Source organism: Novosphingobium sp. (assembly GCF_965214355.1).
In the GTDB taxonomy this organism is placed as follows: domain Bacteria; phylum Pseudomonadota; class Alphaproteobacteria; order Sphingomonadales; family Sphingomonadaceae; genus Novosphingobium.
The window spans coordinates 2,897,949-2,912,082 of sequence record NZ_CBDCBI010000002.1; the positions used below are offsets into that span (position 1 = coordinate 2,897,949).

Annotated in this window: 14 protein-coding genes and 1 pseudogene; 5 read left to right on the top strand and 10 right to left on the bottom strand. The window is 65.2% G+C overall.

The window, feature by feature from the left end:
• Positions 1-202: 202 nt before the first annotated feature.
• From ACOOE2_RS13605 to ACOOE2_RS13615, 3 genes are read right to left on the bottom strand one after another with little or no spacing between them, the layout of a single operon-like run.
• A complete protein-coding gene (locus ACOOE2_RS13605) occupies positions 203-1,270 on the bottom strand; it encodes a Rieske 2Fe-2S domain-containing protein (protein WP_420383529.1) in 1,068 nt (355 codons plus the stop codon).
• A 16-nt stretch (positions 1,271-1,286) separates the two neighbouring features.
• Positions 1,287-2,156, bottom strand: coding sequence for an amidohydrolase family protein (locus tag ACOOE2_RS13610; RefSeq protein ID WP_420383530.1), 870 nt, complete (start codon positions 2,154-2,156; stop codon positions 1,287-1,289).
• Positions 2,156-3,856, bottom strand: coding sequence for a class I adenylate-forming enzyme family protein (locus ACOOE2_RS13615; RefSeq protein ID WP_420383531.1), 1,701 nt, complete (start codon positions 3,854-3,856; stop codon positions 2,156-2,158). Before ACOOE2_RS13615 ends, ACOOE2_RS13610 begins: the two co-directional genes overlap by 1 nt.
• A gap of 247 nt (positions 3,857-4,103) precedes the next feature.
• Here ACOOE2_RS13615 and ACOOE2_RS13620 point away from each other — a divergent pair, with 247 nt between their 5' ends.
• Positions 4,104-4,805 carry an SDR family NAD(P)-dependent oxidoreductase gene (locus ACOOE2_RS13620; RefSeq protein WP_420383532.1) on the top strand — a complete coding sequence of 234 codons (702 nt, stop codon included), beginning with the start codon at positions 4,104-4,106 and terminating at the stop codon, positions 4,803-4,805.
• Between the two features lie 12 nt (positions 4,806-4,817).
• Here ACOOE2_RS13620 and ACOOE2_RS13625 read toward each other — a convergent pair whose 3' ends face one another.
• From ACOOE2_RS13625 to ACOOE2_RS13635, 3 genes are all read right to left on the bottom strand, one after another.
• Complete coding sequence (locus ACOOE2_RS13625) at positions 4,818-5,282, bottom strand: DUF2721 domain-containing protein (protein WP_420383533.1); 465 nt, start codon at positions 5,280-5,282, stop codon at positions 4,818-4,820.
• Positions 5,283-5,403: 121 nt separating this feature from the next.
• Positions 5,404-5,949, bottom strand: coding sequence for a glutathione peroxidase (locus tag ACOOE2_RS13630; RefSeq protein ID WP_420383534.1), 546 nt, complete (start codon positions 5,947-5,949; stop codon positions 5,404-5,406).
• A gap of 25 nt (positions 5,950-5,974) precedes the next feature.
• Positions 5,975-7,021: a CehA/McbA family metallohydrolase gene (locus ACOOE2_RS13635; RefSeq protein ID WP_420383535.1), complete on the bottom strand. Its 1,047-nt coding sequence runs from the start codon at positions 7,019-7,021 to the stop codon at positions 5,975-5,977.
• A gap of 48 nt (positions 7,022-7,069) precedes the next feature.
• Between ACOOE2_RS13635 and ACOOE2_RS13640 the strand changes: the two genes are divergently transcribed.
• On the top strand, positions 7,070-7,309 hold the full coding sequence (locus ACOOE2_RS13640) for a hypothetical protein (protein ID WP_420383536.1): 240 nt from the start codon (positions 7,070-7,072) through the stop codon (positions 7,307-7,309).
• Here the strand turns inward: ACOOE2_RS13640 and ACOOE2_RS13645 are convergent.
• A pseudogene (locus ACOOE2_RS13645) lies at positions 7,231-8,211 on the bottom strand (carboxypeptidase-like regulatory domain-containing protein); the annotation flags it as partial. The gene ACOOE2_RS13640 and the pseudogene ACOOE2_RS13645 sit on opposite strands and share 79 nt — an antisense overlap.
• Before the next feature lie 191 nt (positions 8,212-8,402).
• Between ACOOE2_RS13645 and ACOOE2_RS13650 the strand changes: the two are divergent.
• The 3 genes from ACOOE2_RS13650 (at position 8,403) to ACOOE2_RS13660 (ending at position 11,002) form a co-directional block, all read left to right on the top strand.
• On the top strand, positions 8,403-9,557 hold the full coding sequence (locus tag ACOOE2_RS13650; RefSeq protein WP_420383537.1) for an MFS transporter: 1,155 nt from the start codon (positions 8,403-8,405) through the stop codon (positions 9,555-9,557).
• Between the two features lie 10 nt (positions 9,558-9,567).
• On the top strand, positions 9,568-10,311 hold the full coding sequence (locus ACOOE2_RS13655) for a prepilin peptidase (protein ID WP_420383538.1): 744 nt from the start codon (positions 9,568-9,570) through the stop codon (positions 10,309-10,311).
• A gap of 61 nt (positions 10,312-10,372) precedes the next feature.
• Positions 10,373-11,002 (top strand): ParB-like protein, encoded by a 630-nt coding sequence (locus ACOOE2_RS13660; RefSeq protein WP_420383539.1) that lies wholly within the window; start codon positions 10,373-10,375, stop codon positions 11,000-11,002.
• A 31-nt stretch (positions 11,003-11,033) separates the two neighbouring features.
• On the opposite strand, the gene ACOOE2_RS13665 is transcribed toward ACOOE2_RS13660, so the two are convergent.
• The 3 genes from ACOOE2_RS13665 to ACOOE2_RS13675 form a co-directional block, all read right to left on the bottom strand.
• Positions 11,034-11,693, bottom strand: a complete 660-nt coding sequence (locus ACOOE2_RS13665) for an HNH endonuclease (protein WP_420383540.1) — start codon at positions 11,691-11,693, stop codon at positions 11,034-11,036.
• 64 nt (positions 11,694-11,757) lie between these two features.
• Positions 11,758-13,365: an OFA family MFS transporter gene (locus ACOOE2_RS13670; RefSeq protein WP_420383541.1), complete on the bottom strand. Its 1,608-nt coding sequence runs from the start codon at positions 13,363-13,365 to the stop codon at positions 11,758-11,760.
• 126 nt (positions 13,366-13,491) lie between these two features.
• Complete coding sequence (locus tag ACOOE2_RS13675) at positions 13,492-14,133, bottom strand: urea amidolyase associated protein UAAP2 (RefSeq protein WP_420383542.1); 642 nt, start codon at positions 14,131-14,133, stop codon at positions 13,492-13,494.
• Between the last annotated feature and the right edge of the window lies 1 nt (position 14,134).

Sequence of the window (14,134 nt, forward strand, 5' to 3'; positions counted from 1 at the left end):
CTCAGCTCCCTTAATTTTCAACACCATCCGCTCATGCTGAGCCTGTCGAAGCACGCGCGCCAACACTTGCCCAATCCAAGATAAAAACCGTGCCAAATCACACGTCGCGCGCGTCCTTCGACAAGCTCAGGATGAGCGAGATTGGGATTTCCAAGTTACCAAGGCGAGATGTGGACATCCCTTGGCCCTGAGGGGAGCGTGGTCACGCGTAATAGCGCGCGTAATATTGGCGGAATTGCGGAATCGGCCCGTCGCCGTCGCAGATCACCGGGTTGGCCTCGTATTTCTGACGGTCCCACACGACCTTGTCCTGGTCGAACTGTTTGCAGATATCGCGGATGATCGCGCGGGCGAGCCCTGCCCGCTCGCCATCGGCCTGCGCGCGCGGCTGCGTGAAACAGAACCGCACATGCACGTGATCGAGCTCGACCGGCGTGACGCAGGCGACCAGCAGCGTTTCGGAAATACCGGTGAAGCGCGTCCAGCTTTGTCCGGGGCCCATCGTGTCGTAACTGATACAGCCATCGACTTCGCCCCACGGCGTGCCCATCTTGGCATTCACATCGGCGCCCCGGCCCCATTCGCCCCAGCGCAATTCGCCCAGCGGCACATTCGCGGTGCCGTGGATATAGCGGAAATGCGCGATATCGACCCCGTTTTCGGCCATGTTCTGCACCGAACCCCAGACATTCCATTCGTATGTGTCGAATTCGGTCCACGCGGGGTCTTCGCATTCGGGCAGATGCACCACATCGAACAGCGGCGCGGCGTCCTCGGGATGATACCAGGCCCAGATCCAGCGGTTGGCTTCGGTAATGTGCCAGGTGCGCGTGCATTTGCGGCGCACTTGCGGCGGGATGACGCGGGCATAAGGGATGTCTTTGACCACGCCCTCGTCGCCGTCGTAACGCCAGGCATGGAACGGGCATTCAAGCAGGTTGCCGTGAACCTTGCCGCCGTGACCCATGTGCGCGCCCAGGTGTTTGCAATAGGCGTCGAGCATCCGCACCTGCCCGTCCTCGCCGCGCCAGATCGCCAGGTCCTTGCCGAAATAGCGCAGGGGCCTGACTTCGCCCGGCGCAAGTTCGCTGGTCTGCAGCACCGGATACCAGCCGAACGGAATGCCGATATCGAGCGCGCGCTCGGCAATCGAGGCGCGCCCGGTGGTTTCGGCCAGGCGCCATGCGTTCAGCGCCTCGCCTTTCAGGTTTGCCAGGATCTGCCATACCGCGACAGGCGGCGTGCGGGCGTCTGTTGCCGCTTCGGTCATTGGACTTGCCTTTCCATCAAACAAGATTGAACACCCGGCGCGCATTGTCGCCGAGGAATTTGGGCCAGACATGGTCCTTGAACGGGACCTGGGGCATGTCGCCCATGATCCGGTCGAGGCTGAGGCCCATCGGGAAATATCCGGCGTAGAGAATCTTGTCTGCGCCGCGCGTGTTGGCGTAGTCGATGATCGCCTTGGGATAATGCTTGGGCGCAAATGCGCTGGTCGAATAATACAGGTTCGGCCATTTCAGCATCAGCTTGACCGCCAGCGCTTCCCACGGTTCGGCGCCGTGGCGCATGACCACCTTCAGCTCGGGAAAAAACCAGCAGACTTCATCGAGATGTTCGACTTTCTGCGTTTCCATCGGAATGCGCGGGCCCGGAATCCCGACATTGAGCAGGATCGGCAGGCCCAGTTCGCACGCCACGGTGTAGAGCGGGAACATGTATTTGTGGTTGATCGCGACTTGCGGCAACGTGCCAGACGGAAACACGCTGATCGCCGACAGCCCGACTTCGGCATGGATGCGGCGAATGCGGCGGACATCGTCCATGCCCGCATTGGGATCGCACGGCAGGTCGAAAAAGAACCGGTCGCCGTACAGTTCCTTTGCGCGGCGCGAGGTCGCATTGTCGTTCCATCCGACCAGCGCGCGCTCGATAGTGTGCTTGTCCATCTGCTCCACGGTCCAGCGGATGTAATCATCCTGCTGCCCGGTCTGCGGAATGTCCTTGAACATGTATTGCGCGGGCATTGCAAACTGCTCCAGCGTCTGCTGGTCCCTGATCAGCGGCCGGAACGCCGCGAACCAGTCGGAGCGGTCTTCGGCATCGGGGATGCCCATCATGCAGTCGATGATCTTGATGTCGGTGGGCATGCCCATCAGTGTTCTCCCGCCAGGCGTTCTTGTTTGCAAAGTGTGGGCCACAGGGCACGCAGCGCTTTTTTATCGACTTTACCCAGCACGTTGCGCGGCAGACTGTCGCTCATGACGATCAGCGCGGTTGGCGCCTTGTACCGGGCCAGGCCACCGGCAACCGCCTCGATCAGCGCGGCCGGCACAAGCCCCTGCCCGCGCACGACCGCGACCAGCCGCTCGCCCAGACGCGCATCGGGCAGGCCGAATGCGGCGCATTCGATCACGCCGGGCTGTTCGCCGAGCACGCGTTCGACTTCGGCGCAGAAAATGTTTTCGCCGCCCGAAATGATCATGTCCTTCACCCTGTCGACGATGAAGATGTAGCTTTCGTCATCGACAAACCCGACGTCACCGGTGCGCAGCCAGCCATCAGCAGTGAACGCCGCCGCGGTCGCATCGGGCCGGTTCCAGTACCCGGTCATCACGAACGGCCCGCGCACCTGGATTTCGCCGGTTTCGCCCGCATGCAGAACCGTGCCGTCGACCGCCGCGGTGCGCACATCGGCGAGCGGCAGCACCCGGCCCGCCGACGCGCGCTTGCGCATGAAGTCGGCACCCACCGCCTGCGCCAGCGCGCCGGCACATTCGGTCATGCCATAGCCGGTGCCCATCATCGCAAGCGGACAGGCGGCATGGATCGCATCGAGCAGATTGACCGGCAGGGCCTGTCCGCCGCTGGCGACATTGCGCAGCGTGGCCAGGCCGGTACCGTCGCCGCCGTTCCCGACTTCGCGCAGCAGGTCCCACAGCATCGTCGGAACGCCCGACAGCAAGGTCACGCCCTCGCTGCCGATCAGCCGCAAGGCCTCGGCCGGATTCCAGCGGCGCAGCACGATCACTTTGCTGCCGGCGATGAACGGCGACAGGAACCCCGCACCCAGGCCCGAAATATGAAACAGCGGATAGACCAGCAATGTCGCCTGTTGCGGCATATGCGCCAGGATCGCGGCGACCGTGACATCTTGCGCAGCGGCGATCCCGTGGAGCACCATCATGCCCGATAACTGCACCGTCATCAGCCCGGTAACGATGTTGCGATGGCTCAGCACGACGCCGCGCGGGCGCCCGGTGGTGCCCGAGGTAAACAGGATCGCGGCGGGGTCGTCGGGCGATGCCTCGTGCGCGAGCGCCACGAATGCGGGCAGATCCGGGCCCTCGTCGGACGCGGTCAGATCGATCAGCGGCCCGGCATAGCCACCATCGCGCAGCGCAGTAGCCGCGCGGGTATCGGCAAGCACCAGTGCCGGCGTCACTTCCTCGATCATCGCGATCAGTTCGGCAGGCGCGCCCCGGCTGTTGAACAGCGCGGCCACTCCGCCCGCGCGCAGCACCGCCAGAAACCCGATCATCCATTCGGCGCGGTTGTGCATGCAGATTGCTATGCGCGCACCCTCGCACGGCCCGATCTGCGCGACGATCCGCGCCGCCAGCCGATCGCGCGCATCGAACACATCGTCGAAACGCATGCGCCGCTCGCTGCCATCGTCGCGCCAGTCGACAATCGCGGTGCGCGAACCGTGACGGCGCCCCGCCTCGATCATCCGGTTCAGATTGTCCGGCGCGTGGCGGAATGCACGCCCGGCCGGCGTGGCGACAATCTCGAACGGCAGGCCCGGCCCGGTCAGGCCGGCGAGCACCGGATCGCTTTGCGCAACGGCGGTCATATCCTCGTCTCCTGCTCCCTTGCGTTTTCGAACCATTATATTTTCGCGTCCGTGATTCGACGCACTTATCGTCCTTACCGCATTCTAAATCGCATTTTGCGAATTTCAAGGCTGTTTATATTCCGCATACCGCATCTATGTCGCGTTGCATGCGAGCGCCTGCGCAGCTTGCGGCTGGCGCCGGGTTCCGCTGCGGCTATACTTCCGGCCAACCGCCGCAACCGGAGCCGGAACAATGGAATCGACCATGCCAAAATCGCCCACGATCCTGCTCGTCGGCGCCTCACGCGGACTGGGCCTGGCCATGGCGGACGAATTTGCGAAACGCGGCTGGCATGTCATCGGCACTGTGCGCGATACCGGCGCCCGCACCGCGTTGCACGATCTTGCCGACGCGCACGCCGGACAGATCACGATTGCGGCGCTCGATATCACCAGCCCGGACCAGATCGCAGCACTGGGTGCGCGGTTTGCCGGCGCCCGGCTTGACATGCTGTTCGTCAATGCCGGAACCGCCAATCACCGCCAGGGCGAAACCATCGCGCAAGTGTCGGATGACGACTTCGTTCGCGTGATGCTGGTCAACGCGCTGGGGGCGATGCGCGCGGTCGAGGGCCTGGCCGATACCGTGCGCGCAGACGGCCTGGTTGGCGTAATGTCATCGGGCCAGGGCAGCATTGCGAACAACACCAGGGGCGGGCACGAGGTCTATCGCGGCAGCAAGGCCGCGCTGAACCAGTACATGCGCAGCTATGCCGCGCGGCACGCGGACGGCAAACGCGCGATGGTGCTGATGGCGCCAGGCTGGATCCGCACCGATCTGGGCGGCCCCGATGCGCTGTTCAGCGTCGAAGAGACGATCCCGCAGCTGGTCGACACGCTTGTGGCGCAACAGGGCGAGCCGGGCTTGCGCTACCTCGACCGCTTTGGCGCGCCAGTGCCCTGGTGAGGTGACGGGCGGTCAGCGGGCCTCGTCTTCGGTAATCTTGCGCACGCGACGCCCGGCCAGCACCATCTCGAAGCTGAATGCCATCAGTGCAGCGATCGTGCAGACAAGCGCACCGCCGAACAGGCCGAACAGCACTTCGCCCGTTCCGGCCGAGCGCAGTTCGCCCAGGAACAGCGTCAACGCGGCGGCGCACGTCAGTCCGCCACCGATCGCCGCCAGCAGCACCGCGATATCGAGCGTGCGTGAACGCAACCGCAATTGCGCCAGCGCGAACGGTGACGCCTTTTCCTGCGCATCGAGCTTGTCGACCTGATCGGCGATGCGCCCCAGCCGGGTGGAAAACACATTGAGCAACGAGGCGATGCCCGTCAGCAGAAAGATCGGCGTCAGCGCCATCTGAACGACATGCGCTGCCACTTCGGGCGAGGATGGTGGCGTGGGCAACATACGCTTGGCCATCGCACATTGGCGCCGCATGTTCCAGACCTGCGCAGGTGAAGCGCGCTGACGGCTCGGCGGGGACCGTTGCGGTCGTGTTCAAGACCGGCCCGACAATGATGTAATCGTAACTGCCGACCATTGCGCGCGGCGCGGCCGCCTATTTCTTCAATTCGGCCGCAATCGTCTCGGTCAGCGCGGCGTCGTCCGGCGCGGTCGTCGGCGCAAACCGCGCGGCGACGGTGCCGTCTTTGGCGATCACGAATTTTTCGAAATTCCACAGCACTTCGGGCGCCGCGTTGGGCGTCATGCCATAGCCGCGCAGGCGCTCGCGAAAGCCTTCGGCATCGCCCTGCTGTTCGGGCGCCGCCTGGGTCAGCGCGGCATACAGCGGATGCTTGTCCGCGCCGGTCACGACGATTTTCTCGAACATCGGAAAGCTGACGGAAAACTTCGCGCTGCAGAACTCGGCGATTTCCTCGTTCGTGCCGGGCTCCTGCGCGCCGAAATCGTTCGCCGGAAAGCCCAGCACCGAAAAGCCCTGCGCGCCGAATTCGGCCTGCAGTTTCTCCAGCCCTTCGTATTGCGGCGTCAGCCCGCATTTCGAGGCGACGTTGACGACCAGCAGCACGTTGCCGGCATAGTCGCCCAATGACGTGGGCTGGCCAGCGATCGTATTGACGCCGATGTCGGTGAGTGCGGTCATGGCATGATCTCCTGATTTATGCGGGTTATTGCCCCGTCATCGTGATCCAGACCGGATCGGTATAAGCGCGCCGGCCCTTCGTGTCTTCCACGATCAGCGCATACCAGCCGGCACGATCGGCGGTCAGCGGAAATACGGCACGCGCGCTTTGATCGGATGCGGGAAAGGCCATCGTCTTTACGACCGAACCCTGGTGGATCAGCGAAACACGCGCCAGCCCATCGACCGCATGCAGGCCGAAGCCGAGCGCAAACGGTGCACCCCGCCTGACCGACAGCGTATCGCCGAACATCGTGTCGGGATCGATCAGCGGCCCAGACGTCACATAACCGTGCCCGGCTTTCAGCGCGCGGGCATAGCCGAGCGCGGTAACCGGACCGGCAACATGCGCATAGGTCCGCACTTTGCCCGACAGGCTGTTCCACACATCGTGCACATCGGTGCCCGCCGCCAGATAATGCGCGCGGCCGGCGGTCCAGTCATCCCACAGCGATTTCAAAACCTTGTGATCGTCTGTTGGTACCGAGGCGTTGATCTCGACCAGATCGAAAGCCGGATCGAAACCACCCGGCGCGACGCCGCCGGCAACGCTGGTGAAATAGCCATAGGGAATGAACGGATGGTTGATCTCCACGACCTCTGCGCCCATCCGCCGCGCATCGGCAAATACGGCCTGGACCGTGGTCCGGCTGGTGTCGATGCCGAGCTGTTTGCCCGGCGTGATCGGGTAGGCGTTGAAATGCGCCCACGAGGTCGAAATCTCGATGCCGGGTAGAAACGGCACGCCGCGCCGCATCGCGATCGCCTGCAGCAGCGGATGATTGACCACTGAATCGTGATCGCTGACGAACAGCAGATCCAGCCCCGCCGCCAGTTGCGACCGCGCCAGATCGGGCGCGGGAGTAACCGCCTCCGCCTGATCGGCATGGTGATGAAGATCCGCCGCATACCAGCCGTGCGCCGGCGGATCGAACAGGACGTCGATCGGCACCGCGATCGTACTGCCCGCACCCGCCGCGACATGCGCCGAAACATGCGCGGTGCGCGCCAGCACGTCTTTGCCCCACGACACGCTGAACGTGTAGTCGCCCGGCGCCAGGGTGATGGCGGTCTGGCCCTTGTGATCGAGATCGGTAAAAAAGACCCGGCGGCCAGAAACTGCACGAGCGGCTGTTGCCCCTGGTCGATCGCGATGCGCGCATCGAGCGGCGTGTCCGATCCCTGCCGCGTCGCCCGAAAGCGCAGCGTGCCGGGCGGAGCCAGGCCGCCGAAATCGCGCGTGGCCGTGGCATTGCTCATGACTGCAAACGGCTGCGGCAGCGACTGCGACCAGGCTTTGGCCGTCGCATATGCCGTGTAATCGCCAACCGGCAGTGCGATACGATAGTGCCCGGCCGCATCGCCGATCGTCCAGGCATAAGGCTGACCCTTGCTGGCGATCACGACAACCGGATGCGCCACCGGCGTGCCTTGCGCCGACGTCACCATGCCCGAGACCGTACCCGAAGCAATCTGGCGCATGGCGATGTCACGCGCCACCACCGGCGCCAGATCGCCGCTGGGCAAGACCTGCAACCACGCATCGAAGCTGCGGCTTTCGCCCGGCGCCAGGTCATGCGTCTGGAACATGTCCTTGGAATCATAGCCGATATGATCGAGATAAGGCGCATGCAACGCGATCGCCCAATCGGCATCGTAGGCCACGACCCGTTTCGACAACGCCGCATCCGCCGGGCCATCCTCGGCGCCCCCCAGCCCGGGCACGCCGAACAGATACCCCGCGCTGGGCCACAGCGTCATCCCTGAGCGCAAGCCCTTCAGCGCGGTCGCGCCGCCATTGGCCATCGTCGTGCGGATCGCAATCCGGTCTTCGCCCGCGTTCAGCGTATAGCGCGTCGTAATTGTTACGGCGCCCCAGTCACGCACCGCTTCCACCACCGCCTGTTGCGCGGTGTCGGTCACCACCGTGACGCGCTGCTGCCGGTTGGGCCACGCCGACCAGGCATTGGGAATGAAATCGGCGAACACCACTTTGTCGTGCCCGATCGTGCCGGCAACCACCGGCGCCAGATCGACCAGCGCGCCGCGTGGCACCCCATAAGGCGGCGATGATTCGACCGCCAGCGCGAACGCCAGCCGATCGTTGACCACCGTCAGATCGCCGGCAGCGCGCGCGTCGCCCCCCGGGATCGGCGTCGGTCCGTGCACGATGCGCACTTGCGCCAAGACCGGCGAGGCGGCGCAGATCGCGATGAACAGCATCCAGCCCGCGAGAGTTCGGCGTATTGTGGACACTGGCGCACCTTTTCAAACCTTTCAGTGCCTTGAGCCACAGGCAGGCGCAGCGCGTCAAGCGGGCGGGGCACTGCGCGACCACAGGAAAGCGCTTCCCTGTGCCGCATCACGATGCCATCAGCAGCGCAAAGCGTCAGCCTGGCGTGCGGAGCTCCCTGATGAAGATGAACTGGCCGCTGTTTGCCCTGGCGATCGGCGCATTCGGGATCGGTGTCACCGAGTTTACCCCGATGGGTATCCTGCCGATGATCGCCACCGACCTGCATGTGTCGATCCCGACCGCAGGCCTGCTCGTCAGCGCCTATGCGATGGGCGTGCTGGTCGGCGCGCCGGTCATGACGCTGGGCCTCGCACGGGTTCCACGCCGGGCGCTGCTGGTCGGCCTGATGGGCGTGTTTACCGCCGGAAACCTGCTGGCGGCGGTGTCGGGCAGCTACGCAATGCTGTTTGCGGCGCGGGTCGTCACATCGTTTTGCCATGGCGCGTATTTCGGCGTCGGGTCGGTCGTCGCGGCCAGCGTGGTCGCGCCCGACAAGCGCGCCGGCGCGGTCGCAACGATGTTTTCGGGCCTGACGATCGCCACGATCGGCGGGGTGCCGCTGGCCGCCTGGGTCGGCGCGATGCTGGGTTGGCGCGCGGCGTTCTGGGGGATCACTGCGGTCGGGATCGTCGCGATGGTGGCACTGCGGGTTGCGCTGCCGCCACTGCCGGTGAAAGGCGATGTCGATATCGGCGCGGAACTGCGCGTCGTCGGGCACGGCCCGGTGTTGTCGGCGCTGGCACTGACCGTGCTCGGGTCGAGCGTGATGTTCACCGTGTTTACCTATATCGTGCCGATCCTGAAGAACGCGACCGGCGCGTCGCAGACTTTCGTCACCGCGATGCTGGTGCTGTATGGCACGGGGCTGACAGTCGGAAATCTGCTGGGCGGGCGCTTTGCCGATCGGTCGGTCGATGGCACGATCGTGGTTTCGCTGTGCGCATCGATCGCGCTGCTGGTCGCATTTGCGTTCGGGATGCACTGGTGGGTGGCCACGGTGCCGCTCGTATTCGCGTGGGGGGTGGCCAGCTTTGCGATCGTGCCATCGCTGCAGACGCGCGTGATGGACAAGGCCCGCGATGCGCCCAACCTGGCCTCTGCGCTCAATATCGGCGCGTTCAACCTGGGCAATGCAATTGGCGCGGCGCTGGGCGGCGCGGTGATCGGGGCCGGATTGGGCTATCCGATGATCCCGGTCGCGGGCGCCGCGATGGCGGGTGCCGGGCTGATCCTGCTGCTGGTGTTGCGCAAGATCCATCCGGCGAAGGGCTGATTTTCCAGGCGTGGTGTTCGTTCTCGCCTTTGTCGTCGGGGCCGTCATCGGCAGCTTTGTCACCCTGGTCGCCGACCGGTTGCCGCATGGCGAAACCTGGGTCACGGGCCGGTCGTCGTGCCGGTCTTGTGCGCATCCGTTGGGCCCGCTCGAACTGGTGCCGCTGGTCAGCTATATCGTGCAACGCGGGCGCTGCGCGCATTGCCGCGCGGCGCTGCCGCCCGATCTGTGGCTGGGCGAACTGGCCGGTGCGGCGGTTGCGGTGATCGCGGTGGCGCGTGGCGGCGATCCGGCCGGGATCATGGCACTGGCGCTGTTCGGGTGGGCGCTGGTGCTGCTTGCGTTGCTCGATGCGCGGCATTTGTGGCTGCCCGATGCGATCACGTTGCCGCTGGCCGCAGGTGGCCTGGCCGCCGCGCTGGTGCTGCCCTTTCCTGCTTTTGGCGAACGCGCGCTTGGGCTGGCGCTCGGCTGGCTGGCACTGGAGGCCTTGCGGCAGGGCTACCGCCGCTTGCGCCACCGCGAGGGCCTGGGCGGGGGCGATCCCAAACTGCTGGGTGCGATCGGCGCTTGGCTGGGCGCATCGTCACTGCCGGTGGTGGTGCTGGTCGCCGCGCTGATCGGCCTGGCCTGGGCCGGGCTTCAGGCCGCGCGTGGCCGCCCGGCGGGGGGCACGACGCCGATCCCGCTGGGCACCATGCTGGCGCTGGCCGCGCTGGCGTGGATCGCGTTCGGGCAGGGTGTCTTGGCCTGAACGGCAGACGTGCTACCCCGCACGACGTGGACCCCATCATCAATCCGAAAGCGCATCGACCATGGCCATGAATCACCCCGTCCAGCCGATCCTCCACCCGGTCAGGATCATGGATCTGCGCCCGACGCAAATGACCGTCGGCCTGCGCGAAGTCAGTCTGAAGCAAAAGGAATGGCGCAACCGCCCGCGCGATTCCGCAGGGCAATACCTGGGCTCGCACATGATTCCCGCCGTGCTCGGGCCCAAGGGCCGCCCGTGGATCGTCGATCATCATCACCTGGCACTGGCGATGCACAACGAAGGCGTCGAACATGTGCTGGTGTCGGTGATCGCCAAGCTCGACCATCTGCCCAAGAAGCGCTTCCTGGCGTTCATGGATGCTCACAACTGGCTGCACGCCTATGACGAAGACGGCAAGCAGCGCGATTTCGCCGATATCCCGCGCAAGATCACCGACCTGACCGACGATCCCTATCGCTCGCTCGCCGGTGCGATCCGCCGCGCGGGCGGTTATGCAAAATCGGCAGTGCCCTACACCGAATTCCTGTGGGCGGATTTTTTGCGCACCGAGATTCACAAGGATGACCTGGAAAAGGAATTCGACACTTGCGTGGAAAAAGCGGTGACGCTCGCGCATGCGGCGGATGCGCAATACCTGCCCGGGTGGTGCGGGATCGATCCGCTGGGGTGAACAGTTAAACGCCCTCCCTGGGGCCTGGACATCAATGCGCCCCGAACTCCGGGCAATCCGCATCGGCGGTACAATATTTGTGATACCCCGCCACCCAGTCGGGCGTGAACGCCGCCTGCGCTTCGCTCAGCGCCAGGTGCGGCACGCCCGGCGGCGGGTCGCACACCAGGCGGAACAGGCGGTATTCCAGGCGATCCTTTGCCCAGGCGTTCATGCCGTCGCCAAGCCGGCTTTCGGGCCACAGGTTTTCGCGCACGTCCAGCCCGCCCAGCGACAGCGGGATCAGGTGATCGACTTCGTACGATTGCCCGCCGTCATGCGGATTGACCAGGTTGTATTCGGCAAACACTTCGTCTTTCAGCGCGGCCGACGTGTGCCGCGCCGCCTTGGAGTACGTCAGGTCGCCCGCGCCCGCTTCGGGCGGCGCGCCCGCGCCCCAGTCATGATCACAGACCGCTGTTCCGGTAAGCTGCGGATCGGCCGCGCCCGGCGTCATCGTCCGGTCGGGCCAGGTGCCGCCGGGCGGCGCGGTCGGCGCGGACGGATGCCAGTGCAGCACCGCCCAGATCGCGCAAAGCCCCACGACCAGCGCCAGCAAAACACCCGCCAGCACGATCGGCGACATTTCGATGAGGCGCACCGGCTCGCCGCGCCGGTATCGGAACTTGCTCGGTCGGGGAACGCGGCTCATCCCCCGTGCCGTACCACGCATGCGCGCGGCGCGGCACGGTTTCCGTCACGAAAACGGGGATAACCTAGCGCAGCAGCACCGCCGCCTTCGCCGCCGTCTGCCAGATGCCCCACCCGATCGGGATCAGCACCAGGACCCAGGCCACTACGACCGCGGGGCTGAGCGATGCACGGATGGGTTCGGCATAAGCGGCTGTCCTGTCTGCGCCGGTTGCCGTGGCTTCGGCCTGACGCAAAAGCGACGGATCGACCGGACGGATCAGCAGATTGATCACGAAGGCCACCACCAGCAGCCCGCCCAGCACCCAGTAGATCGGCGGATAGACCGCTGCAGCGGGGACGCCTGCGGCCAGGGCCTTGTCGCGCATGGTCGTCACAATCAATGGCCCCAGCACGCCTGCGGTCGACCACGCCGTCAACAGCCGGCCATGGATCGCGCCGACAAAGCGCGTGCCGAACATATCCGCCAGATACGCCGGCACCGTGGCAAAGCCGCCGCCGTACATCGATGCGCACAGGCAGAACACCAGGATGAACAGCCCGACCGACCCGCCAATCAGCGTGGGCGCGACCAGACCGTACAGCAGCGCACCGATGCCAGTCATGACCGCAAATGTCGTCTTGCGCCCCAGCCGATCCGAAAACGAGGCCCAGGCAAAGCGCCCGCCGATATTGAACAGGCTGATCACCCCGACAAACCCGGCACCGACCGCCGCGACCGCCGCTTTCTGCGCCGCATCGAGCGCGCCGAAGGCCACCAGCGGCTGACCGATCAGGCGCCCGGCAAACACCTCCTGCAACATGGGCGACGCCACGCCGATGATCCCGATCGAAGCCGAGACATTGAGCAGCAGCACCGCCCAGATCATCCAGAACTGCCGCGTCTTGTGCGCGTCATCCAGATGGACATAGCCGCCGGTCACCGCGCCGGCCTTGGCCGCAGGCGGCGTCCAGCCCGCCGGCTGCCAGCCTTCGGGAGTCACGCGATAGCCCAGCGCGCCGGCCATCATCGCCACGAAATACAGCGCCGCCAGGACCAGGAACGTCTGCCACACGCCGGTGTCATGCGTGCCGGCAAAATGCTTCATCAATTTGTCGGCCAGCGGGCTGCCGATCATCGCGCCCCCGCCAAAGCCCATGATCGCCATGCCGGTGGCCAGGCCACGCCGATCGGGAAACCATTTGATCAGAGTCGAGACCGGCGAGATGTAGCCCAGCCCCAGCCCGATCCCGCCGAGCAGCCCGGTACCCAGCCACACCAGCCACAACTGGTGCCACGATACGCCGACCGCACCGATCGCGATCCCGCCCGCCCAGCAGCACGCGGCCACCACGCCCGCCTTGCGCGGACCGACCCGTTCGAGCCACCCGCCCCAGATCGCGGCCGCCGCGCCCAGCACGACGAAGAAAATCGAATAGGTCCACACCAGATCGCTGACCCGCCAGTCGCATGTCGTGGTGGTGATCGCCTGCGCCAGCGTCATGCCCTTGCATACCACCGGCTGCGCGACACCGATCGCGCGCGACAGCGGCAGCCAGAACACCGAGAAGCCGTATGCCATGCCGATGCTGAGATGCATGGCCAGCGCACAGGGCGGAACCAGCCAGCGATTGAAACCGGCCGGTGCGATGGTTCGCGCCCGGTCGAGAAAGCCGGGTGTCGTGGTGGTCATGGGTAACGCTCTCCAAACTGGTGCCCCGGTTAACGGGGTCAGCCGGTCGGAATAGCGCGGTAGCTGGCAATTGGTATTGATATTAACCAAAGTTAACTGCATTTTACAGGTTTGCCCGATAGGGCATCACCCCGGTGCCGCGATGATCATCCGCACCGGCGTCGGGTTGAAACCGTTGCACGGATTGTTGATCTGCGGGCAGTTCGACACCACCACGACCACGTCCATATCCGCGATCAGGTCGACATGCAGCCCTGGCGCCGAAATCCCGTCGACAATGCCGAGCGAACCGTCGGCTTCGACCGGCACATTCATGAAGAAATTGATGTTCGACACCATGTCGCGCTTGGTGCGGCCGAAATCGGCATTGGCGAGCAGGAAATTGTCGACACAGGCATGTTGCGACTTGGTATGATGACCGTAACGTAACGTGTTGGATTCGCAAGAGCACGCCCCGCCGATCGTATCGTGCCGCACGACCGAGGTCGATCCGACCGTCATCATCACGCGGCCCTCGTTCGACAGCAGCGGCGTGCCGCTGGTCAGATAGACATTGCCCTGCGCCGCGATCGTATCGTGCGCGCTATACCGTTCGGCATCGTCCGACGTCGCGTAGATCAGGAAATCGACCGCCTGGTTGCCCTCCAGATCGACGATGCGCAGCGTCTCGCCGGCCTTGACCAGGTGATGCCACGGCGCGCGCGCGGCAACGATTTCGTCATGGACGATCGTCCCGGGCAGATCGGGAACAGGAGCGTTGGGAATCATC

What these genes read in the sequence shown, in the direction of transcription:
- ACOOE2_RS13605 (WP_420383529.1), bottom strand. Translation starts at nt 1,270, where the DNA reads ATGACCGAAGCGGCAACAGACGCCCGCACGCCGCCTGTCGCGGTATGG.
- ACOOE2_RS13610 (WP_420383530.1), bottom strand. Translation starts at nt 2,156, where the DNA reads ATGGGCATGCCCACCGACATCAAGATCATCGACTGCATGATGGGCATC.
- ACOOE2_RS13615 (WP_420383531.1), bottom strand. Translation starts at nt 3,856, where the DNA reads ATGACCGCCGTTGCGCAAAGCGATCCGGTGCTCGCCGGCCTGACCGGG.
- ACOOE2_RS13620 (WP_420383532.1), top strand. Translation starts at nt 4,104, where the DNA reads ATGCCAAAATCGCCCACGATCCTGCTCGTCGGCGCCTCACGCGGACTG.
- ACOOE2_RS13625 (WP_420383533.1), bottom strand. Translation starts at nt 5,282, where the DNA reads ATGCGGCGCCAATGTGCGATGGCCAAGCGTATGTTGCCCACGCCACCA.
- ACOOE2_RS13630 (WP_420383534.1), bottom strand. Translation starts at nt 5,949, where the DNA reads ATGACCGCACTCACCGACATCGGCGTCAATACGATCGCTGGCCAGCCC.
- ACOOE2_RS13650 (WP_420383537.1), top strand. Translation starts at nt 8,403, where the DNA reads ATGAAGATGAACTGGCCGCTGTTTGCCCTGGCGATCGGCGCATTCGGG.
- ACOOE2_RS13660 (WP_420383539.1), top strand. Translation starts at nt 10,373, where the DNA reads ATGGCCATGAATCACCCCGTCCAGCCGATCCTCCACCCGGTCAGGATC.
- ACOOE2_RS13665 (WP_420383540.1), bottom strand. Translation starts at nt 11,693, where the DNA reads ATGAGCCGCGTTCCCCGACCGAGCAAGTTCCGATACCGGCGCGGCGAG.
- ACOOE2_RS13670 (WP_420383541.1), bottom strand. Translation starts at nt 13,365, where the DNA reads ATGACCACCACGACACCCGGCTTTCTCGACCGGGCGCGAACCATCGCA.
- ACOOE2_RS13675 (WP_420383542.1), bottom strand. Translation starts at nt 14,133, where the DNA reads ATGATTCCCAACGCTCCTGTTCCCGATCTGCCCGGGACGATCGTCCAT.